This window comes from Vibrio sp. 10N.261.46.A3, assembly GCF_041472995.1.
GTDB lineage: Bacteria > Pseudomonadota > Gammaproteobacteria > Enterobacterales > Vibrionaceae > Vibrio > Vibrio coralliirubri.
Genome location: NZ_JBFRRH010000133.1, coordinates 1 through 24,235, shown reverse-complemented (window position 1 = coordinate 24,235; position 24,235 = coordinate 1). Strand labels below are relative to the sequence as shown.

Annotated in this window: 12 protein-coding genes; 11 read left to right on the top strand and 1 reads right to left on the bottom strand. The window is 41.1% G+C overall.

Annotated features, from left to right (window positions below):
* The first annotated feature begins 19 nt into the window (after positions 1-19).
* The 11 genes from AB4484_RS24565 (at position 20) to AB4484_RS24515 (ending at position 21,019) form a co-directional block, all read left to right on the top strand.
* Complete coding sequence (locus tag AB4484_RS24565; RefSeq protein ID WP_372080829.1) at positions 20-1,486, top strand: AAA family ATPase; 1,467 nt, start codon at positions 20-22, stop codon at positions 1,484-1,486.
* Positions 1,486-2,376 (top strand): hypothetical protein, encoded by an 891-nt coding sequence (locus AB4484_RS24560; RefSeq protein ID WP_372080828.1) that lies wholly within the window; start codon positions 1,486-1,488, stop codon positions 2,374-2,376. Before AB4484_RS24565 ends, AB4484_RS24560 begins: the two co-directional genes overlap by 1 nt.
* Before the next feature lie 200 nt (positions 2,377-2,576).
* Entirely contained in the window at positions 2,577-5,855 is a 3,279-nt protein-coding gene (locus AB4484_RS24555; protein ID WP_372080827.1) for a DEAD/DEAH box helicase, read from the top strand.
* A 47-nt stretch (positions 5,856-5,902) separates the two neighbouring features.
* Entirely contained in the window at positions 5,903-7,414 is a 1,512-nt protein-coding gene (locus AB4484_RS24550) for an AAA family ATPase (protein ID WP_372080826.1), read from the top strand.
* Positions 7,407-8,954, top strand: a complete 1,548-nt coding sequence (locus AB4484_RS24545) for a VWA domain-containing protein (protein WP_372080825.1) — start codon at positions 7,407-7,409, stop codon at positions 8,952-8,954. The genes AB4484_RS24550 and AB4484_RS24545 overlap by 8 nt, the downstream gene beginning before the upstream one ends.
* A gap of 161 nt (positions 8,955-9,115) precedes the next feature.
* The gene (locus AB4484_RS24540) at positions 9,116-9,652 is read left to right on the top strand and encodes a HEPN domain-containing protein (protein WP_372080824.1); all 537 of its coding nucleotides are present in this window, start codon (positions 9,116-9,118) and stop codon (positions 9,650-9,652) included.
* A gap of 315 nt (positions 9,653-9,967) precedes the next feature.
* Complete coding sequence (locus tag AB4484_RS24535) at positions 9,968-12,133, top strand: hypothetical protein (RefSeq protein WP_372080823.1); 2,166 nt, start codon at positions 9,968-9,970, stop codon at positions 12,131-12,133.
* A gap of 1 nt (position 12,134) precedes the next feature.
* On the top strand, positions 12,135-13,838 hold the full coding sequence (locus AB4484_RS24530; RefSeq protein WP_372080822.1) for a LeoA/HP0731 family dynamin-like GTPase: 1,704 nt from the start codon (positions 12,135-12,137) through the stop codon (positions 13,836-13,838).
* A 256-nt stretch (positions 13,839-14,094) separates the two neighbouring features.
* On the top strand, positions 14,095-15,282 hold the full coding sequence (locus AB4484_RS24525) for a hypothetical protein (protein ID WP_372080821.1): 1,188 nt from the start codon (positions 14,095-14,097) through the stop codon (positions 15,280-15,282).
* Positions 15,282-17,300: a hypothetical protein gene (locus tag AB4484_RS24520; RefSeq protein ID WP_372080820.1), complete on the top strand. Its 2,019-nt coding sequence runs from the start codon at positions 15,282-15,284 to the stop codon at positions 17,298-17,300. Before AB4484_RS24525 ends, AB4484_RS24520 begins: the two co-directional genes overlap by 1 nt.
* Entirely contained in the window at positions 17,300-21,019 is a 3,720-nt protein-coding gene (locus tag AB4484_RS24515; protein ID WP_372080819.1) for a DEAD/DEAH box helicase family protein, read from the top strand. The genes AB4484_RS24520 and AB4484_RS24515 overlap by 1 nt, the downstream gene beginning before the upstream one ends.
* A gap of 544 nt (positions 21,020-21,563) precedes the next feature.
* Here AB4484_RS24515 and AB4484_RS24510 read toward each other — a convergent pair.
* On the bottom strand, positions 21,564-24,194 hold the full coding sequence (locus AB4484_RS24510; RefSeq protein WP_372080818.1) for a P-loop NTPase fold protein: 2,631 nt from the start codon (positions 24,192-24,194) through the stop codon (positions 21,564-21,566).
* Positions 24,195-24,235: the final 41 nt, after the last annotated feature.

The window sequence follows — 24,235 nt, the reverse complement described above, 5'->3', positions numbered from 1 at the left end:
GATCAAAGGTTAGGTAAAAATGAAAATAACATCACTTACCGTTGGTGGTTTCAAGGGTATTAAGAATAGAGCCACGATTCCACTGGCACCCATTACATTGTTCTTTGGCGCCAACAGTACTGGTAAAAGCACGGTTTTACATGCATTACTGTATCTGTATGAAGTGGTCGCTAAACGCAATTTTGATGCGCAATACAGCTCGATCGCAGGGGAGTCGCTCTACTTTGGCGGTTTTAACAATATTGTACATGGTAAGGATTTAAATGGCGTTATCACCCTAGGTGCAACTCTAGATTTTAGAGATGGATTGGCGGATATTTGGGATGATTATTTGTCAGATTCTGAGCGTTGGTTGTTAGAGTCCAATTTGGGTTTCACAACAGATTCTGATACAGACGTTTTATCTTTCGAGTTAGATATTAAATGGGACTATACCAAAAACCGTGCGTTCATCAGCCGATATGTATGTAAAAGCCACGGCATTGAGTATTTCAAAACAACAGCTCAAGCAGGTCGGCCAGATTGTCAAATCAAGCATTATGAACCACTGCCACATTGGGAAGTAGATGAGTCATTTAAAGTCGAAAATCTCTTTGATTCTGGCCAGTGGGAAGATGTGTCCATAAACGGTCAAGACGCGTTGCCAAATATCCATAAAAGGCTTGATTTGTCGGATACCCCGTTCGATTGGTTCAACGTATATGAAGACCACCCATTAGCTGCTCAGTTGTTTGCTGAAGCAGCCCTATCACAGGCTGCGTTTGCACCACTAAAGCTATTGGTGAAAAAACTTGAAGACTTGCTTCATATTGGGCCGCTGCGTATTGTGCCAACACGCGCAACCGTTTTGAACAAGAATACGAACACTCAGCGTTGGTATAACGGAACTGCGGGCTGGGAGACTTTCGCCTTTTCGAGTGAAAGGGTAAAAAACAAAACTAATGAAAAATTCGTCAGTAGCCAGTTCTTCGGCACTAATTACTGTTTTGAGTCTCCAGCTTACGGCGAAGCAAGTTTGAGTGAAAAATCAGTCATTCTTAAAGATTCTCATACTGACATCCCTTTATTGCCGTCAAGCGTCGGTGTTGGTATATCACAAGTATTCCCATTCGTTGTTGCCACATCACTTGAACAAGACCTTATCGTTTCGTGTGAGCAACCTGAACTGCATATTCACCCTAAGTGGCAGTTAGCTTTAGGGGATATGATGCTCGAGGCAACTAAGAAAAACCCTGACCGTATGTTCTTGGTTGAGACCCACGGCGAACATTTGTTATTGAGGCTGTTGAAACGTCGCCGCCAAACCGCAGATGAAGAGATCGAATACGAACCATTTGGTTGTAAGAAAAGTGATGTACAGATAGTTTTCTGTGAGCAATTCGAGGGTAAAACTCGTTTAATTCCAATCAAAACAACTGATGAAGGTGAGTTTGATGCACCTTGGCCAAGTGGCTTCTTTGAAGAAAGAAGAGAGGAGCTATTCTGATGTTGCATTTGGAGTTTGCGGTAGCGCCAAGTCAAATTAACTCTTTGATGGATCTTGTGATACTGGAAGCAAGAATGGGCTACGAGAAAGGAGCAGTGTTATCTCGTTTTCCTAGAGCCTGGTTCAGAGAGGTCTCTCAGCAGCTTAATGCTGAACTTGATGGAACCAAACTAGACAGAGCAACTGAAAAGCTCAGAGCTTTACAATCAAGCAAGTTAGTTTCATTTGGAAGGACGTTTGACGGAGAAGGTTGGGTAGAGGCTGCTAGAAATAGCCACGATGCTAAGTTATTCCATCGGTTGGTTGAAGGCTCCTTCGACGATCGGCCTGTATTTGTTCCATCACTCATAGATTTAGAGGATACGGACTTTGCGTATGTATCTCTTTATACACGTGAAGCCGAGTCTTTAGCTAGTGCAGCTTCAGGTCTTCTCTTTGGCGCAGAAAAGGTAACAATCTACGATCCATATATTTGCGCAACTAAAGCTGGTAGCCGCAAGACACTATTGGAATTGATGAAGCTATGTGATAAAGGTGAAGTTGAGTTTCACGTCTTTTCGGAAGAAGATAGAAAACCTGCTTGGGATCTAACAGAGCAAGCTCTCGTTGAGTTTAAGGAAGCTATGCCTGAAAACATTAAGCTGTATTGGTATTGCGCCGATGATAAGGATTCGGGATTTTTACACTCTCGAGGTTTATTTACAGCGAAGGGTGGGCTTATTTACGACAGAGGATTCTCAGAGCCAAGCGCTGTGGACCAGATTCAAGAGTTGACGGAGATTACGCCGATGCCAATTGACTTGCTACAAGCAAAAGCTAGCTCTTATAGCGCCTCTCTTCAATATGACGATTTTGAACTTGTTAGAGGTGTGTGGTCTTCTCATCCTTGATTAGCAATTGGAGTTTACAACTTGATACGATACACGTGGCAGGATTATTTGGCTGTTAATTTGTTTACATATGGTAAATATTATTACCATATAAAACTGTGATAGCTTGCAAAGATTCAATTAAATCATAATGTTAGCGTTTGGCATGTTTGTTGATTGCATTGTTGTATCAACATTTACGAATAGAGGTGCCATCTATTATGACAGACGTTAATCTTACTACTTTAACAATCCCATCATTTTCGTTTCCGGATATCCAAGTCTCTGGAAATAGAGTCGAGAGGTTCGGACGTCGCTCGTTTGAGCTCACAGTATCGATAGCTACTACGGATAACGCTGATATCGTTATCTGTAAGTCGCCAATTGGAGGTGATTACGCTAAGTTTTATATTGTTAAAAGTAAGCGTGTTTGTGTTTCGCACCTTGAAGGTTACCCAGTTTTATACACACTAAAACCTGCAAGTTTTAAGGTGCTAGCTGTCGAATCCGAACTTCGATGGCTAAACCACCCGTTGACGAAATTGAACGATTTGAAACCCTCGCAAATTTCCAAGTCTTGGCAGAATCAGTTCATATTTAAGGCCGAGGACACAGAGTCGGGTAGCTTGGGATTGCGTACGCCTCAAGTCGGTGCTCTTCACGCAATCTCGGCTGAGTTTTCAAGATCAGCGAATATAGAGCCTAGTACAGTCGTTCTACCGACTGGAACAGGCAAAACAGAGACTATGTTGGCGACAACGATCTACCACCGCTGCGACAAAGTTCTGGTGTTGGTCCCTTCAAATTCGTTACGAGATCAAATCGGCGATAAATTCAAAACTCTTGGTTGCCTGGCAGAGCTGGGTGTTGTCCCAGAAGAAATATTCCATCCAGCTATCGTGAAGATCAAAAAGGGCATTAAGACTGTAGAAGAGGCGCAGAAGCTGCTCGACAGTGCTAATGTGCTAGTTGCAACACCTCAAATATTGAAATCACGCTTTGCCAATGCAGGTGTACTTGAAACAATCTGCAACGCTTGTAGTCATCTTTTTGTTGACGAAGCTCATCATATTTCAGCTAATACGTGGAATGGAATAAAAGAGCAATTTGTTGGAAAAAGAGTTGTTCAGTTTACCGCTACGCCCTTCCGTAATGATACTCAAAGTTTGGGTGCCAAAATCATCTACAACTACACCATGGGTGAAGCTCAAAAAGCAGGCTATTTTACTAACGTACAGCTCGAACCAGTAGAAGAATACTTCCAAGATTCCATGGATCTCGCTATCGCAGATAAAGCAATCAAGTTGCTACAGCATGATATGGATTCAGGGCTTGATCACTTAATGATGGCTAGGGTGAAAACTAAAGAAAGAGCGAAAGAAGTCTTTAATCTATATCAGAAATTAGCGCCAGAGCTTAAACCTGTATTGGTTCATTCTGACCTTTCTAAAACGGAACAAAATAAGCGCCTTGCCTATCTGCGAGCACGAGAAGCCAAAGTGGTAGTATGTGTCGATATGCTAGGTGAAGGGTACGATTTACCAAACCTAAAAATTGCGGCTATTCATGACCATCATAAAAGTTTGGCGATAACGTTACAGTTTATTGGGCGGTTTACCCGTGTCTCTCACAAAGAAACACTTGGTTCTGCAAGCGTGGTTGTAAATATAGCAGATCCTGGCGTTGAAGGTGCGTTGCAGAAATTGTACGCACTTGGTGCTGATTGGGATGAAGTGTTAAGACGCTTGTCAGAGAATCAAATAGAACGAGAGGTGCGATTACAGGAGGTTGTTGACTCTCTTAGAGGGCAAGGTGACTTGCACGAACAGCTTTCGCTCTGGAACTTGCGACCATCTTGCTCAGCTATGTTATTTAAGACAGATTGTGAAAGTTGGAATCCTGAAAAGTTCACGGATATCAAATTCAGTCATGATGAAATGTGGCATTCAATTTCAAGCGAGGAAAATATTTTGGTGTTGTTGGCTGTATCCAGCACGTCTGTGAAATGGGGTCACTTTAAAGATGTTAAAGACATCAACTACAAAATACTGATAGCTCATTGGGATAATGAACGTAACGCTTTACTCATTTATTCAAATGATTATAAGGGGTTTAAAGTAGAAATACTGGCTGAAAAATTATGTGGTGAGTCCACTTATGTTATGTCAGGAAAACAGATTTTTAATGTTCTCAATAACATCGAATATCCACTGGTGAATAATCTTGGTTCTGCACAAAACGGAGCGATTAGCTTTACGCAATTCTTTGGACCAAACGTTACCGAGGGGCTAAGCGCAGTTGAAAAATCTGCGTCAACTCTTAGCAATATTGCGGCCATGGGGTATGAGGATGGCAACAAAGTATTGTGGGGCTGTTCGGAGCGTAAAGGTAAAGTTTGGTCTCCCAAAGCGGGTTCAATCGCCGACTGGTTACTCTGGGCAAAAGCAGCGTGGGATAAAGTAGTAGAGGGTGGTAATAATGATACAAACATTACACGTGACTTCTTGAGACCTCAGAAAATAGACAACCCTCATCTTTATATGCCGATATCAATACAGTGGGGTGAGCAACTTCAAGTCCGTAATGAAGAGGGCGTCAAAATATACTTCGGTTCATCTTCACTCTACTTGTATGAGGTCGACTTAAAAGTGACATGGGATGAACAAACCAAAGAACCCATTCTGGTTTTTGAGTCCTCTCAAACCGCATCGAAATACAAATTGCTGATCGATCAAGAGCTGTCAAAAGGTTATGACTATCAATTGTTAGAAGGTGAGCCGATCTCTATTCAAGTAGGAAACTCTGAACCTAGAACGCTCATAGAGGAGATGTACCACGATCCGATATTCGTCTATTACGCTGATGGTTCATTTTCTTATAACTGCTATTGGGTTGAGGTGAGGGACAATATAGGTAGTTACTCTCCTGACGCATTGAATCCTGTCGGATGGACCGTGGACATAACGAAAGAGTCAATGGGTGCGAACTTAAATACTAATACAGTACAGCACCAAACTTGGCAGCTTATCGACTCAGAGTACGACATCGTAATCAATGATGATGACCATGGTGAAGCTGCTGATTTAGTGGCAATTAAATCTCTGCCGGACAAGATAATTCTAAGCCTGTACCACTGTAAATACTCTCATGGTAATGAACCTGGAAGACGACTAAGTGATCTTTATGAAGTCTGCGGGCAGGCTCAACGTTCTGTACGTTGGAAGCATGTTGGTCTTCCTTATTTATACAAACATATTCAAAAGCGTGAGGGAGCTTGGAAAGGGCGAGGTCAAAGCCGTTTTTTGAAAGGGAATATAGCTCAGTTGGAAAGCATCAAAAATCGCTCACGTACCACTCCTATCGAGTTTCAAGTCGCAGTGGTGCAACCGGGAGTGAGCAAAGAGAAAATTACAGAAGAAATGCTCAAATTACTTGGAACAACAGAACTTTTCATAAAGAAAACAACATTAGCTGAGTTACGCGTGTGGTGCTCGGACTAAATCCGTTACCAAATGTACGCTAACGACATAAAGAGAAGGAATTTATTTTGACAACGACAGTATGTACAACAACGATGAACAGAAAAGACAAGCTACAAACACTAATGGCCCAGATGAGTGATGGATTATTGGAAAGAGAGCAGCAAGTCCGACTTATGATGCTAGCTGCACTTTCTGGTGAGCATGTCTTACTAGTTGGGCCTCCAGGAACGGCTAAAAGTGAACTGGCAAAGCGGCTGAAAAGTGTCTTTGTTGAGGCTAATTATTTTGAACGACTAGTTACGCGTTTTTCTGTTCCAGAAGAGCTGTTTGGACCGCTTTCGATCAAAGCGTTGGAAGAGGATCGTTACAATAGGCTTACTAGTGGATACCTGCCTGAAGCATCCGTGGCGTTTATCGATGAAATCTTTAAAGCAAACAGTGCAATCTTAAACAGTCTTCTAACTTTGCTGAACGAACGCCAGTTTGATAACGGGAATCGAAGAGTCAATGTTCCTTTAATCTCTGTTGTAGCAGCAAGTAACGAGTTACCGGAAGGCGAGGAGCTCAGCGCTTTATACGATAGATTCATTCTGCGTTCTTATGTGTCGCCTGTGTCTACGGAGTCTTTTGATGCATTACTTTGTGGGGCATTAGAGGGGTTCGACCCAGAACTCAATGTACGTTTGAAGGTTGAAGATCTAAATGAGGTACAGCGCCTAGCTGAGAAAGTTGAGTTGACTTTAGCAACGAAAGAAGCGTGTAAAGAGTTTCGTAATTACTTAGCGTCACAAGAGATTTACGTATCTGATCGACGTTGGCGTAAGTTGGTCAAATTGATGAAAGTGTCAGCTTTCACTTCAGGCTTTAATGAAACCAGTATTTACGACACATGGATTCTTCCACATTGTTTATGGGAACAACCAGAGCAATTTGAGGGCCTTCAAGAACTCTACAAGCGCTTGGTGACCGTCGATGGAAAAACACCTCCATCGCGACTATTACAATTTTTGAGTGTATGGGAAAGTAGGTTAGCAGAAGAAAGCAGTCCGCATAAAAAAGATGCTCAAGGAAAACTACTCTATATCGATTGTGATGGTAATGAAACGACTAAAAAGTCTAGTGAACGTCAAGCGAAGGATAGAAATGGCAATTTACTTTATAAGGACTATGACGGAAATAAGACGACGAATAGACATTACAGGAGTGAACCATGGATGGAAAAAGTAGAGAACGATCCATTGATCGGTATTGTGAGGTTTTCCAAGGCTCATATCGAGAGCCGAATATCAAGCGTCCAAGAAATAGTAAGTAACATCGATCAATACATTGGTACTGTGAAGCAAGAATTGCGCATTGTTGAACAATACTTCAATAACCACCTTTGGTTAGATTGCAATTTGTCACCAGAAATTGTCGACTCACTCAATGAGTCACTAAAACAAGCTGAAAAGCTACTAAATAGAGCTAAAAAACTTGTTGATGGGTTTGGTCGTTTGCCGTTAGAGAAAGACCCAACTATAGAGATTGCAGAGCTAGTTTCTTCTGATGATCCAGTGGAAGGAGAGCTGTGTGATTAGAGAAAAGTATCTGATTAGCTCTCCGTTATTGAACTTGGATAGCCCTTTAACATGCCTCGATAATGTGCCGGAGAAATTTTTTCCGGCTGTTATTACAAATACTAATGGTGAGTTAGTAGAGCGGTGCGAGTCATTAGTTAACTCCAGAAATGAACTTCTTGTAGGGGCGAATCCGACGAGTTTAATGCCATTAGCCCCCCAGTCTCTGACTGATGCGATTTGTAAAGTGCTAGAAGACACTGGATTAAATCGTTACTGCGCTAAGAGTGAAGAGGTCACAGATGCTCTGCTATCTGACATTTTAATTACGATAGATAAACTTCAATCTAAAGCATCGCCGTTAGTTACTGGTCTGATTAAGCAGATGGAAGAAGAAGCGTTAAGTCAAATTAAGCAAGCTTTAGAGAAAAGAAAGAACAAACGTAAACAAACTAAATCTATCTCTCTCACTAATGCTCAGCAAACAAGAATTGCTGAAACTGCTTCAGAGGAAGTTTGGCAGCAATTACTCTCTGAACAGAATGGTGTTGGTATCTTGCCTAGTGTATGGCAAGAGAGGCTAGCAGTATGGGCCCAATTAGAAGAGGTATTTACTGAACTTGGGCTGATTACTGGTTTAGGCTTTGACTTATCAAAAGGCGTTTTCCAAAGCCATGGTTGGCTCGACATTGCTCGGTTAAACAAGCTTGTAAAAAAACTTCCTAAGTTACAAAGTTTGATTCGAGACTTAGGGCGTGACGAGCAAGCAGATGGCTCAGTACTTGAAGAAATCATAATCAAAATGAGTGTTGCTACTAGACATGAGAAGTATGTAGCAACACCTCTTGTTCCAATGGAGACTAAAGGCATTACTCGGTCAGATTCGATCTCTAGAATGTTACCCCAAGAAACCTCACTGTTAACCAATCCTGTGCTTAAAAAACTGTGGCATGCTAAGCGAGCAGAGCATTCTTTACTTTCTTACTCAGTGGAAGGGATCGAGGTCCTGGAAACAGTAGAGCAACTAGAGCAAGAATCCGTTAGTGAAAAGCAGGGCAATAAAAGCAATAAGAACCGAGGTCCGATGGTGATTTGTTTGGACACTTCAGGCTCAATGAAGGGATTACCAGAAAACATTGCCAAAGCGACCGTTTTGGAATGCTTGAAAGTGGCCTACAAAGAGCAACGGCGTTGCTACGTTTATCTCTTTGGAAGTAAGAAGGAGGTTAGTGAGCTTGATTTGACGTTAGATGCTTCGGGGTTTAATGACCTACTTAACTTCCTCACGATGTCTTTTGGAGGTGGTACAGATGCTGAAGGGCCACTTAACAAAGCGCTGGAAAAGTGTGATTCAGAAGAATGGCATAAAGCCGATGTTTTGTTAGTGAGTGATGGTGAGTTCCCAGTGACTTCGGGGTTAAGTCGGAAAATTAGCAACCGAAGAGAGAAGCAGGGGCTACAGGTACACGGTATACAAATCGGTAATTCTCACTACACATCAATGAGCAAAATTTGTGACCCTATTCATTACTTTTCGGAGTGGGTTGATTTAAAGCGTTAGCCGCTCGTTGGTGATGCCAATCTGCTTTCAGCGCGATTAGCAACCAAAAGTCATTAGCTTATTGAAGTAACTCAACTTTATTGAACCTAGTTGTCATTGATTTAGTCCTAGATATGGTAAATTCCACTTTATGCATATAGTCATGATAACTAGGAAAAAGGATGTCACAAGCGAAAGCCAATTTTGAGTACGCGATCTCAGACGCTGAGCAATTATTAGAGTGTTACGATCAGTTAAACGGATGTCACTCCAACTCTCAGCCTCCAGAGGTGCTTAAGAGAGCTACTTTGATAATGACCCTTACCGCATGGGAAACCTATGTAGAAGACATAGCAAAAGAACTTGTTGATGCGAAATACGGTGTCATTATGGGTTCTCAGCTTGGAAGAGTAGTTGAGAACCGACTTGATGAGCATCTTAAGTACTTTAACAACCCTGGTTCAAAAAAGACCAAAGCACTTTTTGCTGAGTTCTTCGATATTGATGTCACCGAAGCTTGGGTTTGGAATAATTTTCAAACCGCTGATGAAGCTAGATCACAACTCAATAAATGGTTAAAAAAACGAGGTGAGGCTGTTCATCGCGCTCAAACCGATAGAACCGAAGCTCATATCGTCAAGCGCGATGAGCTGGACAAGTGCATCAGGTTCTTTAGAGAGTTGGTGAACGTGACTGATGCAAGGTTATCGGAGCTATAGAGGCATATGTTTCAGAAGATCAAAGCTGTGGTGTCTGTTATTACATGCCTCTCGAAGCGTGATGTGCGGCAAGCACAAGGTAATGACCTTGATGGCTGTAGAGCTCTAATACAGAAGCTACAGGTAAGCAGAGCATACAAGCAACCGAGTTAATCGGATGTAATCAAGCGCTTCTTAACCGAAATTCAATCATTGCAATTTTATGAAGGTTGATATTCTCCTCCGAAATAGTAGAGAGAAGCCGAGTGTCCAATTTTAATTAAATGTAAGAGATTTAAAGAATAATTTCTTCAAACCAGAATAAAAATGAGCCAAATGGAATCATCAAAAGAAATTTATAGTCAGTTGCAAACTGTGATTGATGAGCTTGTGCAAAAGCTCAGTACGAATTCTCGGGATGTAAGCACCCATGAACATACGCAACAAGGCAGAGAAGTCTTAAGGAAGTTGCATGAACAAATCCACGAACAACTTTCCATTTTGGATAGATATGCTGAATGGGATACATACACTATTGCATTGTATGGTGAAACCAATGCTGGTAAGTCCACCATAATCGAAACTCTTCGAATTTTGTTCGATGAGGAAGGCAAGAAACAGTCTCAGTTAGAATTTAAGGAGTGGCAGCATAAGAGCTGTATCACTAAAGAGTCTATTAAAACAGTGCGCCAGTTAATTCTCGATACAGAGAGTAAGTTAGATATACAGAAAAGCGCCCTTAAAAAAATATCATTGGAATTAGATAACACAATTTCTGAGAGGGAAAATGTACTGAATGAAAAGAAGCAACAATGGGAATATCTGAAAAATTCTGCTTCCTTTTTGAAGCGTATATGGTGGCTATTTCAAACCTCACCGGATCTTAAATTGTACAAAGAAGCTCAACAAGGTTTAGAACAAGCTCATTATATAAAGGAACGAAAGATTCAAGAACTTGTTGAGAGAATTGATGCTATTGCGCTTGATGTTATCAATCACAGGACCAAGCACGACGAAATGATAGAACAGCTCCGTCAAGCAGAGTCGCTAGCTGATGGAGCAATTATCGGTAATGGTCGTTCGGATTTCACTTTGGAAACCCAAAGCTATAGTTTCGAACGTGATGGGCATAAATTCAACATTCTCGACGTTCCTGGTATCGAGGGTAAAGAATCGAAAGTTAGTGACGCAATTTGGCAAGCGGTTCATAAAGCACACACGGTTTTCTACATAACAGGTAAAGCATCAGCACCACAAAAGGGGGACGGTAAGATCCCTGGTACTCTAGATAAAATTAAGCAACACCTTGGGGCTCAGTCCGAAGTATGGACTGTCTTTAATAAACGAGTCCAAAACCCGATTCAAATTAAGAACCGTGAACTCGTTTCTGAAGGGGAGGAAGAGAGCCTTAAGGTACTCAATACCACCATGAAAGATTATCTAGGTGATAGCTATCAAAGTCATATCGCACTGAGCGCTTACCCTGCATTTTTAGCTGTATCTTCTTGTCTACTGCCTGCATCTCGTGATGAAAAGAATCAAGATAAGTTCCTCGATCAATTTTCTCAACAAGCACTGCTTGAGAAGTCAAACATCAATGCCATCGCTAAGATGTTCAATGAATCTACAGTGTCATCTTTCAAAGGCAAGATTCTGCTCTCTAACACAAATAAAGCACGTGAAGTTGTTGTTCAGGCAATAAAGAGTGTTAGCGAATTATATAACGGTAAGTTTGCTCCTTTACTTGCAGATTTGGACCAAGAGCTAGGGCATAGTTCTGCAGAACTTAAATCTCATATGGCTACATTGCGCTCACGATTGCAAAATGAAGCGGCTAAACAGATACGAGACTTTGAGGATCAAGTACGTATAAAGACATACGGTCAAATCGACAATGACATCAGCAACGATGAATTTGAACGCAAATTAAAATCAAATATTGAGTATCATCAAAGCCTCTTGATTCACAATATGCCTGAGTTAATGAGTAAAGAAATAGAAAAGTTCGAAGAGCGGCTTAATGAAACCTTAGCTAGATTCCAAGACCAAACTAATGATGTCATGGGCAATTACAGTTCTTTAAACAACATTGATACCAGTATCAATATTAACATCGATAATGGCGTAAACGTTTGGGGTATTTTAGGGGCTGTGGGTGGAGGGTTAGTTTTGTTTTGGAACCCTGTGGGATGGGCAGTAGTAGCGGTATCCGTTGCCTCGTTGGTATTTCAGGTTTATAAAGCTTTTCGCTCTATGTTTAGTAGTAGTTATAAAAAATCACAACAAAAAAAATCTACTAACGAGAATATCGCTAAGGTTGCATCCAAAATTCAAAACAATATTGACCAAATAATTGGCAGTGCAATGAAGGATGTTGAAGCCAATGTGCTAAAAATTTCAGACGCAATGTCTGAGTCTATTCAACATATACATGATGTGAATTCAAAGCTTTCACAATCAAAACTCGAACTAAATAAGCTATTGAATGATTTGGAGTTTTAAAATGAACCAAACACTAAAACAATTTGAGTCAAATAAACTCAAAGCCCAAACTCTATTAAGTAAACTAAGTTCATTTTTGGAGTTAGGAGAAGAAGCAGGTGCTTTAATTGAGGGGAGCCTGAAAACGAAACTTGAAGCGGCCATGAGGACTGTAGATAACGGTAGGCTCAGAATTGCTTTAGTGGGAGGGTTTTCGGAAGGGAAAACATCTATCGCTGCAGCATGGTTGGGGAAACTAGATGCTGACACAATGAACATCAGCCATCAAGAGTCTTCCGACATGGTTGCTACATACGATATTGGTGATAACTGTGAGCTAATTGATACGCCGGGACTATTCGGTTTCAAAGAAAAATCTTCGGCTAGTTCTGAGGAGGCTCAAGCATACAAAGACATTACTAAGAAGTATGTTAGTGAAGCGCATCTTTTACTCTACGTAATGAGTCCAACGAATCCCATCAAGGCCAGTCACCAAGAAGAACTTTCTTGGCTGTTCCGAGACCTAAATCTTCTATCTCGAACTGTATTTGTTCTTGGCCGCTTCGATGAAGTAGCCGATGTTGAAGATGAGTGGGACTACAATGAAAACTTCCGCATCAAATCGCAAAACGTCATAGAACGCTTGAATGACGCAATTAACTTGTCAGAAGAGGACAAATCTAATTTATCTGTTGTTGCAGTTGCAGCTAACCCGTTTGATATGGGTATGAGCTATTGGTTAGAAAACCCAGATAAGTTCAAAGAGCTTTCTCATATCGATACCTTACAGGCTGCTACAACTGAAAAAGTAAGCACTAACGGTGGCGTGATGGCTGTAGCCTTGGAAGCTCAACAAAGTGTCATTAGCGATGTATTAGCCCGTCAGCTTCCAGCAGCTATTCGTAATGATGAACTTATTGGTGAAGAACTAAGTCGACTTTCTGGTATGAACATGCGCTTAGATAAACAATTGCATGAAACTACTACTCAAATTAAAGAAGTGCAAATTGGCCTTAGAGAGTTTGTAACCAGTCACTTTAGTAGCTTAATCCTTCAAGTAAAAGGGTCTGATATAAACACTTTCTCAGACTTTTTTGAACGAGAAATTGGTAGCGAAGGTGCAGTGCTTAATACTCGCATTCAAAATGAGTTTGATCGCCAGATTAATTCTCTATCAGGAGACCTCATCCAGCTAAAAGCAAACTTCGATAACGAAGTTTCTCATTACAACAATGCCGTTACGATGATGGGCAAGCAAGGAATGGATTTTGTCGTTAAAGGTGGCTATATCAACAATTCCAGCATTCTTGCTGCTAGAGATGGCTTAGTCAGTGCTGGCAAGCTAGTTGGTCTTGATTTAGCTAGTATGCTCAAGTTCAAGCCGTGGGGAGCGGTTAACTTAGCTAAAGGTATCAACGGTGCTCTGGTAGTTGTTGGTATCGCGATAGAAGCTTGGAATAGCTATAGCGAGCATAAGAAACAAAAGGAATTTGAAGGTTCAGTTCAAAACATGGTTGAGAACTTCGAGAAACAACGTGAAGAGTTATTGAAGCTTATTAACGCAGATAACTTTATAGAACAGTTCTTCCCTACCCATGTTGAACTGAGAAACTCAATGACAGAACTCAAAGAGTGTATTGATACTCAATCTGAAAGACGCGCTAAGTTCCGGGCCTGGCGCGAAGAGGGTGAGAAAATTAAAGCTGAGTTTGAGCAGTTGAATTAGAAGTACTACACCAAGTAAATAAAATTTTAACATTATAGTGTGTCAAACTCGCTATAGCCTGAAGTCTCAAGATGTTTTTGGCTATGGCGAGTTATTAGACTTTCTAACTCATGATCTAAGGTGACTAGGTGCAAAGTAACCTTACAGCCGAACAACGGATAAAGAGAATAGTTAGCGAAATCAAAGCTAAAGTGAAGTTTAAGTGAACAAGAATCAACGAAACTCTTTCTATTTTTTATCACTGTTTGACCCCCGAATGCGTCCGAAAGGATCCCGCGACCCACTGGGTAGTGAAAGGGTGTGGGGTTACTTGGGGCGGCGATTAGTCGGCAATCTTACTACAGTGACATCTAACTTGAATAACTTCTTCGTTGCTCTATTAAGTTGCGACTACGCTCACCAGTACGCCGATAAAGAGCTAGCAGTGCTGCAGGAGCGATTTGCGCGAATGGAGCAGTTGTTTGCTTATGTGCGTCTTTCATTTCCTAAGAATGGGAGCGATAGCGCGATTCTAGGTATTACCAAGGCGAAACAGAGGATGTCGGAGAGTCACGTGGTACTCGGCCTCGCCACGCCTTTGCTGAACAACCAGCTCTCAATGGGCCTTTGGGGGTTGTACACTCCAGCGATGGCGAGAGCAGAACTGATAGAGATTGATCATCGCCGTTTAACTGCATCAGGTGAAGAGCTGGCGAGTCATCTCATCGAGCAACTTGGAACTGTATGGAAGACTCTATGTCAGATATGTGATAGTGGGGAGTTGAGAACCTGCCAACTTAGTGAATTAGCGGTCAAATTTGAACTATTGATAGGGGATTCAGACAATCGAACCCGGTTTGTAGAAGCTCTAATCGCTTCAAGTCAGAGCTGTAATGCTCAGTCGTCACTCTATCGCCATGCTAACCATTACCTAACGAAGCAGATGGAAATTGGGACCAAGCCGTTCCTTGATTACCTTGTTCAGTGTGATGATTCACTATTGCAGATTTATGCGATGGATATTAAGCAGATTGAGCCAGTTCTGGTGCTCAATGATTCCGTGTTTTCTTGGCTACAGGGGCAGCATGATAAGCCTGTCCAGCAGATTATTGAGCAACTGAATCAAAGGATGAATTGTAACCCGCTTACGATTCCTTATTCGTTGACGTCGTTGCCTCATCGTTCTTTTCTGATGTCTTCTGTCAAATTGTTAAACGATGGTAATGGCGAGCAATATCTGCAGACACTGTTACATCATCATCAGGAGATCATGAAGCAACGTAATGGTGCACCTTGGATCGAATCTCGAGAGGATAAGTTGTTTGTGCGAGTGGTCTCCGATGCCGGAGAGTTGCCAGATGTTGACGAGGGGTTTGCGTCACTGAAAGACACGTTTGAAAATAGTTATTTTCTGTACAGTTTCTTATTGATTGCAGGAGAAGCGATCCGTTTGGAGGCGAATTAGTGAACTACCATACTATTTCTGATCTGGTGGCAGATTATCTCGAAGGCTCACTGGTGACAGCGGCATTTTTTTCAACTTACAGTTTTGAGCCTGACTTTTTTGAACTGGAAATTATGCCGTTGTTAATGTCCCAGAAATCGGAACAAAACCACGGCACTTACCAACCTGCATTATCAACTAATGATGCTATTCGCTGGCAGCAAATAGAGCGTTTAATGACACAGAGGCGCATCGATACATCAGTGGTTTACGATCCTACTGTTTATCGGTGTGAGCGCTCGCCGCGACTTGAAGTTGCGTATCACGGTTACTCACCGCGTAAAGGCTGTCAACATGCAAAGCTCATTGCGATGGTACTGGAGTTACAAGGTGAGGAGTCATTCAATGGCGGAGTCCTGTTTGGTGCGGGATCATTTAATCTGACTCGTGCTGGTTGGTGGGACAATATTGAGTGTGGGCATTTTGTAATGCTCACTAGTGAGTGGGCACCGAAAAACGTGTGCGACGAAATTATTGGTGCGCTGACTTTCTATCAGCAAGTGACGACCAATAGAGATTCCGCGCTTCAGAAGGTCGTTGAGGCCATTGAATCACTGCCTAAGACCGCTGATGATGAGCAGTTATCATTCTATTTCACGACGGGGGAGCGCTCGTTTTCAGATTTTATCGCCGAACAGGATAAATACAGTCAGCTAGAGGTGGTTTCTCCCTATTTTGCCGAGTCCGGTGAGAGCAGGGTGATGAGTGATTTTCTGAATCAGTTTGAGTCTCGCCGAGTTTTTTTGCCCCTTGACCCTTATGATGAGACCCGGGCAAAGGTTGCTAAAGACGTGTATGAGCAACTAAGCAAACAAGGTGTTCAATGGTGCGGCTGGCGCAAAAAATTAACCAAAAAACTAGTCGAAAAAGGGGTTCCTAGAGAACTTCACGCTAAAGTATTCCGAATGTCTTCAGCATCGAGAACCGACCTCTTTTTGGGCTCGGTAAACTTTAGCTACAAAGCTTTTCAAGACAACGTAGAGGCTGGCTTCCTCATAAAGCACTGTGGTGAAGCTCGGTTACTTTCAGGTAAAGCGATCACTGCGCTGACTTTTGAAGAAAGTAGAGTAGATCTGCATGGGGATGTTGATGATGAGCGAAGTGGATTTCCAGTCATGAACTTGAGTTACTGTTGGAAGAGTCATGTGCTGAGTTTAATCAATAGCAGTATTGAATGGCCGCACCTGATCAAGCTGTTTAATGCGAGCAAGGAAGAACTGGCGAGAATTGAATGGGTAAATGGCAAATCACAGCCTCATGTCCACGTGGTTCAAGACTGTCTTGAGCAACACCTTAAAAACTCCTCGCTTGTTACGGCAACCTCTCATGATGACGAGATGAAGCCTATAAGCCGAGAGCTTATTCTCAGCCAACAGAATGTCTTTGCCAGACCCTGCGTACTTCCACCACTTAGCCTGACTGATCTGTTGAGTATTTTCCGCGGAATGAGTTCATCAAAGCTGTTGCAGGTGACAGAGCATTATGCAAGATTAAGTGAGTTGGCATCCATGTACAGTTCGAATGAAGAGTTCACAGATAAACTTCAGGCTGAGTCTCGAAACTTCTTCTCTGAGTTTTCAGAAATCAACAGTGCCTTCTACCACTTAAATCAGACGCTATGTCAAGCGCGTGAAGATGGTGATCAACGTACGTTAGACTATTATCTACTCGGCAAACAACCAGATTCTCTACACGGTGCTTTGCAGCTACTCACCGTAAAAACGGAGCCGGGTAAAGCCATTGCCCCTGTAATTCGTTACCTTTCACTGATCTCGATTCAGGATACATTGCAGCGGGTCGAGCCAGTTGATAATGAACTATCTAATCTGGTTTCTACAGCGATATGTGATCTAGAAGACAGCAATACACTGCAACTGACGGATTGTTGTGACGATCCGAGCTATAACCGAAAGTTTTTCGCCTGGTTTAAGCGAGAGTTTCTCTCCTCTAGCAGTGCTGAAGTCAAGGGAGATAACTAGTGATATCTGTCAGTAGTGCTAAGGCTCTCATTGATTTTTCAGCCGGTTTAGAGGAGCGGAAACCACTAGCTAAACTACAAATAGAAGGCAGTGTTGCGCTCTATAATATCTTGCATAAACAAAAGCTCGCTTATCTGGCAGATGAAGTTGGTATGGGGAAAACCTATGTATCTTTGGGGACCATCGCATTGATGCGTAAGAAGCAGCCAAACCTGCGGGTGCTTTATTTGTTACCCAAGAATAATGTGCGTGATAAGTGGGTTAAAGACTATAAAAGTTTTGTCGAGCACAATTACCTTCATGATGATTTAATTGTACGCTCACTGGATCGCTCTCCAGCCGCTCCTTATGTCATATGTCCCACTCTAGAGTCATTGATTCGTGAAGCCGCTTTAGGCAATAACCAGGATATCTTCATTTGTACCTCAGCGTTGAGTTTTGCACTCGGAAATGACGAGGACAGCATCAAAATAAGTTTGAAGAAGCTCAAATCTATCTATTCAGGTAACACAGATACCATTGAGGAGCTACTGCAAAGTGTTGAATGCCTAGATGATGATATCGGGGGACAACTTTCCGAACTGAAAAAACAATGCAAGCATTTATGGGCGCGGGCTATCAACCGGATCATGCCTAAGTTTGATTTGATTGTTGTGGACGAAGCGCACAACTTCAAAAGAGGGATGTCATCGAGTGATCGCAACCAAAACCTAGCCACGATTCTGGGTACGCTCAATAAGGGAGAGCAGGAGCTGGTTGTTCTGACGAACAAGGTACTGCTTCTTTCAGCCACGCCCTATGAGTACGAGTTCAGTGAGCTGGATAATCAGTTTAAGTTGTTTGGAGAATATGCCCTATCTGAGATAGATAACAGTGCTCGTGAGGCTTTGTTACCAAAGTATATGGTAAGGCGCCTCAATGAGCTGGATATATCCGGTATAAAACACACCAGAAATATGTATCGAGAGGAGCATCGGACAGGCCAGCTCGCTCAGGTTGAGATGCATGATGGCCAAAAATTGTTTGCAGCATTGATGCAAAAACGGATAAGTGAACATCTGCGTGAAAACTTCGCAGGAAAGTATCAAACTGGTCTGCTTGCGTCGTTTGAAAGCTATGTTCCAAGTACTTTGACTGATAGAGAGCATGCAATATTTGATGGCGATGATGAAGAGCGAAAAGAAGACGCAAAAGATGACAGTGTCATCGGTCAATTGATTAATAGTTACCAGAAAGAGTTCAACCATACACCGCCACACCCAAAAATGGATTGGGTGGTGAAGCAATTACATGAACAAATATATAAGTATGGTAAGAAGCAGTTGATTTTTGTCCGCCGTGTTGCCAGCGTGAGTGAATTAAAGCGTAAGTTTGAAGAACACTACGACAACGATTTTATTGGCGAATTTATTCAAAATGATGCCTTTGTAAGAGAGATGCATCGCTACTACTTGACCAATAAATACAATGGATTGGTCGACATGGATTTGGAATCTGGCGAAGTGGAAAAGACAAGTGAGGGGGAATGTGCAAGTGATGATTTCTTTGCTTGGTTCTACCGAGGAAGAAATGCTTACATTGAGAAAATCATTGATGAGCAAAAGAGCTTAAAGAATGACGGGAGGTGGGTGACCCCGCACAACTTTCGTCAAAAAGTCGCCCAGCGTTCAGTTATGTTTGAACTTAACTGGGCCAAGTTACTGCGCCAACAATCGGGTAAAAGCTATTCTAACCATCATCTGCGTGGCTACGCTGAAGAGCTTGAATTGGTTGATGCGGATACGGATGATCAAAAGCGATTCCAAGTTGCCCAATTCTGCTATCTTCGCTGCTTAATTTCAGATATTTCAGCCGATAAAAAGCTTAGACAAACTGCTAGTAAACTGTATAAGTATTTGTATCATACCAATCCGCCGAAAATCAGTGTTACTGACCGAGAGAAGCTGGCGAGTGCATTGGATTCTGTGACCTTTTTTGAGCAAGCAAATGATGAACTTAATGAACTCTTTCCGATTTGGGGAGAAGAAGACTTTGTACATGCGATTTTAAACCAAGAGGACTCACTGAAGCAGGATAGAGCGATCCATCTGCGTGAAATTCTGCGTATGGTCATTGGTTATATTTGCAGAGTTGATCACCCTTGGATTGACCTCTATTCCATTAGAGGGGAAAAAAATGAGCAAGGTTATTTTGTTCAAATGCTGAAAGAACAAAAGCAGAAAGAACAAAAATCAGAACTGGCATTTAGTAGCTACAACATTCTACGCTCAATTACGGCAAATATTGACCTGATCATTAAACTTAACTTCAGTGACGCCTACCGAAAAGATCATGGCGATTTGATGCGTTATATTTCCAGCCAAATCAGAAACCTACAAAGTAGTGCTGGGGCCAGTGGTATCAATAGTGGTGACCGTTCTCCTTTGGCTCGACGCTTCCGTATGCCTGGGTACCCAATGGTGTTGATCTCTACCGATGTGTTTCAGGAGGGGGAAGACCTACATACCTTTTGCGATGCAGTTAGTCATTATGGTTTATCGGCAAGTCCAATTGCACTGGAGCAAAAGGTTGGGCGAGTCGATCGCATTGGCTCGTTGGCACAAAGGAATATTAGTATCAATTGCACGAATGCTTCAGACCACTTTATCCAGGTTCGCTACCCTCACATTAGAGAGAGTGTGGAATATATACAAGTGCAACAGAGCGCCTCCAATTTGAATCAATTTATCAAAAACCTGCACAAGATTAATAATGACCGCCAAGTGTTAGCTTCAGATGTAAGCATTGATGAGCAATTGTCCGCGATCGAGCCACAGATTACGGATTACCTGGAAAGCCCTTTTGTGGCAGATAAACACTTTAGTGAGGAGTGTTACTTTGAGCGATTACATACTCAATCGCATCTTGATAGCCTCAAAAAACTTCAATCGAATATTGAAGATGCTTACCTGAATGGGGAGCGATTTGAAATCACCTCAAAAGGAATTTCAGCAACGGATGGACAGAATGAGTTTGAACTGCGTGCTGCTCGTAAATCAAATGAGCTTGTACTTTCAGCAACAAGCGAGGCTAAACTAGATGAAGATTTTGGTGAGATAGACTTGCTTAATGATCTCAAAACGTTCTCAAATTGCCATATGTGCCGACTCCTGGCAAAGCATGATAAAACTAAACTAAGGTACTACAGAAACGTAGAGCGTCTTTTTACCATCGAACAAGTTGAGTTCCCATACACACATCAGTCTATTGAAAAAGAAATGGAAGGAAGTGCGGCAAACTTTGAATCAGTAGACTTGAGTGAGTCACTGGAAGAGGAAAGAGCTAATTTCTTGGATTATCACCCAGAGTTAAGACTGATGCTGAAACCTAATGAATTAGCGTTTGGTTTTGAAGGTAGTCAACGGTCTCAAACAGTTTATACCCAACAAACAGATGAATACATTTGTTTCCACACCCTAGCAATTAGTCCCATCAAGTTGATGAATAAAGTGGCTCCACACGGTGAGTTGGATCAAGAGATGCTACTCAAATACACAGCGGAACGAAACACCATTTACGACTTGGTTGATTTTTATGTCAATAGTGATAAAGGTATTTCCGTACGTGCTTTTTTATCCAAATCGGAATCTACTTTGGAAGATTGGTTACGCACAGCTTATAGAGTAGCGAGGGAAGGCGATAGACTAGAGTACCTGTTTAGTGATGAGGATATTTACTAAATAGTTAGCTAGCTTTTCAAACTGCATTCTTTCGATGTTCGAGCTACGATATCTATCTTCACTGTTTGATTGCTGAGCAACTCTGCTGGTCAGCATGGGTCTATTGTGCCATTTTTGTGTAAGAAAATTTCTTACACAAAAATTCAAAATCAATTCGACGCAACGCAAAAATATCAACTTATGGTTGTTTTAGACGATATCAATATATGGTTGTTTTTTGAGTAAGCTTTTGAAAAAAAAGAAATCGTCAATATCAATATATGGTTTTTTCAACAAATAGTTTGAAAATCAAGAGCCGCTTTTTAGCGGCTCTTTTTTGTTTGGGACTGGCAAAAACATTTTTGTAATAAATCGAAGTCGAGTACATGAAACAAAAGGACCGCTATTTAATGGGAACGTATCATGGCTGAAACTTGTTTGGTGGGTAGCCAAAGCACCATCAGACCAAAGGCCTTGAAGAAGATGGGAAAAACAATGTGATTGGATTATTTTGAAATCAGCTAAGGTAGAAGTGGTTTAATTTTCCACTTCTACCTAAAAAAAATTAAGCCTTTTGACTCATTTCTTCATCGTATGCAGAGATGATTTTTTCTAAATTATATTCTTTAGAGTACACTTCGGTAGCCTCTTTTAATTCAATAAGCTTGTCTGGACTCCAGCCCTTAAGGTCAGTCAATTGTACGTTAATCCAATTAGCAACCTTGGGTGAATTTAAACCATCAATTAAATTTATAACTTGTGTTTGAGTGTCTTCTTTGCTCAGGGGGTCTAGTTTTACTTGGGAACCAAAATACTCAATAAGAGTATATTTTTGAGAACGTTCTATGGAGTTTGATGTTAGCTGTACCTTTATTTGTCGTATTACTCGTTTTTTGTCATGAGAATACAACAGGTTCAGTAATTCTAGTGCAACAGAACCGCTCTTTTGCTTTAGAGTAGGGGAATCTAGAAGGTCTATTAGAATATTAGCTACAAATTTTGAGTTGGCTAGTTTGTTTTTACCATCTGAGAATTGGTTGATAATAAATTGTGATTCATGACATTCCTTTGAATTCAATATACGTGTTAGGCTTGGCGCATCATCAATTGAAGATATTTCCTTCCAAGAAAAATCAATAAAATACTTATTTTCTGTAATTAGAACATCATTGACTAATTGATGAGACCAATTTTTGACTTGTACATCACAACTATGTAGCCAATCTTTTAGCCTGTTCAGGAGTGCTTCTTTATCTTCGATAATACTTGCTAACAGAGGGTAGCTAGAATTCAATGCGCTACTTAGTTGAAGAGATTTTACCTTATGTACATTCCATAAACGTTTCACAGTGTTCTTGAGTAATGGAAATAACATGGCATCTTGACAAGCTTTTAATATAGATTCAAATGAGCTAGATAACGCAAGTAAATTAAATAAAACGTCTTCATCTAATTTTCCAAACTCTTTGACTTTTTGATTTATAAAATCATTTGGTGTGATAACACTACTGTTGCTGAGTCGAACATGTGTCGATGTAATTTCATTTTCGATACTATATGCAAGTAGTACTGATATCCATACGCCGATTCTATCTTTTTCAGTATTCAGAGCAAATTTAGAAATACATTGATTGAAAATCGTTGCAGATTGGGCTGACTGATACCAAGCTACAGTGAATGGTAGAGCATACCAACTTAGGCTTTCTTCTGAATTAAATACTTGATCGTACGTTGCTACAGGTGTGCTATTCACTAGAACTTTAATTGAATGGTTGTTAATTTTACTTATGTTTGCCAAATATTCAAAGTAGTTGAATCGGCCAGAATAACTCTTGGTTGAAGCTATTAACTCAAGACTTTTTTCAATTTCAAGGTAACTTTGCTTGTAATCAGTAATGTTCCATCTGGTTAGCTCATGTCTGTGTGGCCACAAGACATTAATAAAGTAGCTACTTGAGGGGGTTGCTACGAAGGAAGGAATATTATCTGTTAAATGTGTATAGTTGTATAGCGCTTCTGTAGTCTGGTATAGCTCCTCGCTCATTTCCGGGTCAGTGGCCAAAATTTCTTGCTCAACTACCTTAATCTCGTGCTCGATTCGTTCTAAGTTTAATGGCAAGCCATTATCTAAAAGTGCTTTAAAGGCAGATATAGTTTTTAGGTCATAGTTGTCCAAACTTGTATTATGCTTATTCTCTATGAGAGCATGATTAACTTCAGGAATCCAAGTACTGACCCATTTCTCAGGGTTTTCCCCTTCACTATTTTTCGGGTGCTCTATAGTAGAATGTGCAAGGCAGACTAAGTCGTATGGTTCAGTGTTTGGTGAACGTATTGCTTTATTGAATTCAATAGTAAATCCATACATGTTTGCAAGTTCAACTATACTTTGAGCGTCATGGTTTTTAATCGCTCTTTTTATAGGTTCTCCTAGTAACTCGCATTGTGCAAGCTCTGTGGAGGTTTGATAGTGAATAGCCATTATTGCTAACGGCCACTCGTTTATACCAACGACTTTACGTAGAACTCTTTTTGTTGCTTCTATCTTAGGCGAGTCTTTATGTTCTGTAGCATGTGAGGAAGTGTCTGAAAGAAATTCGTTTACCGGGAATTTATTAAGCTTACAAACCAACAAATAAGCAGAGCAGCAACAAGCTTTAGGGTTAGTTTCTTGGTTAGATATAATGATCGATGCGATATCATTGATATGTTTTTTCAAAAATCTTGGTGTTATTTGTCGGCTTTCTAGAGTTGAAGACCATAGATCGATTAAATCTGCGACATCATCTTTCCCACCTCGGTCTAATAAGGTTTCTTTCCAGTATTGTGCAAAAGGTTCACGCCAACCGGCTGACATAATTGGAGGTGCTCTAAATACTACAGGAATTCTTTTGGAAATAAATTCCTGTCCACTTTTAGAGCTCTGGACTATCTCTTGAGTTTCATTGTTGCTTTTGGATTTTTCGCTAGATAATGCAGATGCAATATGATTTTCAGAATAAGGGACAATGATTCTAAGGTTTTTAGTGCATATAGAAGTTAGTATTTCTAAGTCACTCCATATTTCTTTAACTTTTTTGCTAGAAACACGGTCTAGATTATCAATTATTAAAATTACCACATCATTTTCTGGAATTGATTTTACAAACTGGCTGAACGCAGCTTCTAATTCGACACTACTTACTTCTTTGTTCATCAGTAATGTTTCACTAATTGTATCTATACCGAATCAACTTG

Bases quoted from the DNA above. Each gene is read 5' to 3' on its own strand.
- AB4484_RS24525 (WP_372080821.1), top strand. From the start codon at position 14,095: ATGCGTCCGAAAGGATCCCGCGACCCACTGGGTAGTGAAAGGGTGTGG.
- AB4484_RS24540 (WP_372080824.1), top strand. From the start codon at position 9,116: ATGTCACAAGCGAAAGCCAATTTTGAGTACGCGATCTCAGACGCTGAG.
- AB4484_RS24530 (WP_372080822.1), top strand. From the start codon at position 12,135: ATGAACCAAACACTAAAACAATTTGAGTCAAATAAACTCAAAGCCCAA.
- AB4484_RS24535 (WP_372080823.1), top strand. From the start codon at position 9,968: ATGGAATCATCAAAAGAAATTTATAGTCAGTTGCAAACTGTGATTGAT.
- AB4484_RS24510 (WP_372080818.1), bottom strand. From the start codon at position 24,194: ATGAACAAAGAAGTAAGTAGTGTCGAATTAGAAGCTGCGTTCAGCCAG.
- AB4484_RS24565 (WP_372080829.1), top strand. From the start codon at position 20: ATGAAAATAACATCACTTACCGTTGGTGGTTTCAAGGGTATTAAGAAT.
- AB4484_RS24560 (WP_372080828.1), top strand. From the start codon at position 1,486: ATGTTGCATTTGGAGTTTGCGGTAGCGCCAAGTCAAATTAACTCTTTG.
- AB4484_RS24555 (WP_372080827.1), top strand. From the start codon at position 2,577: ATGACAGACGTTAATCTTACTACTTTAACAATCCCATCATTTTCGTTT.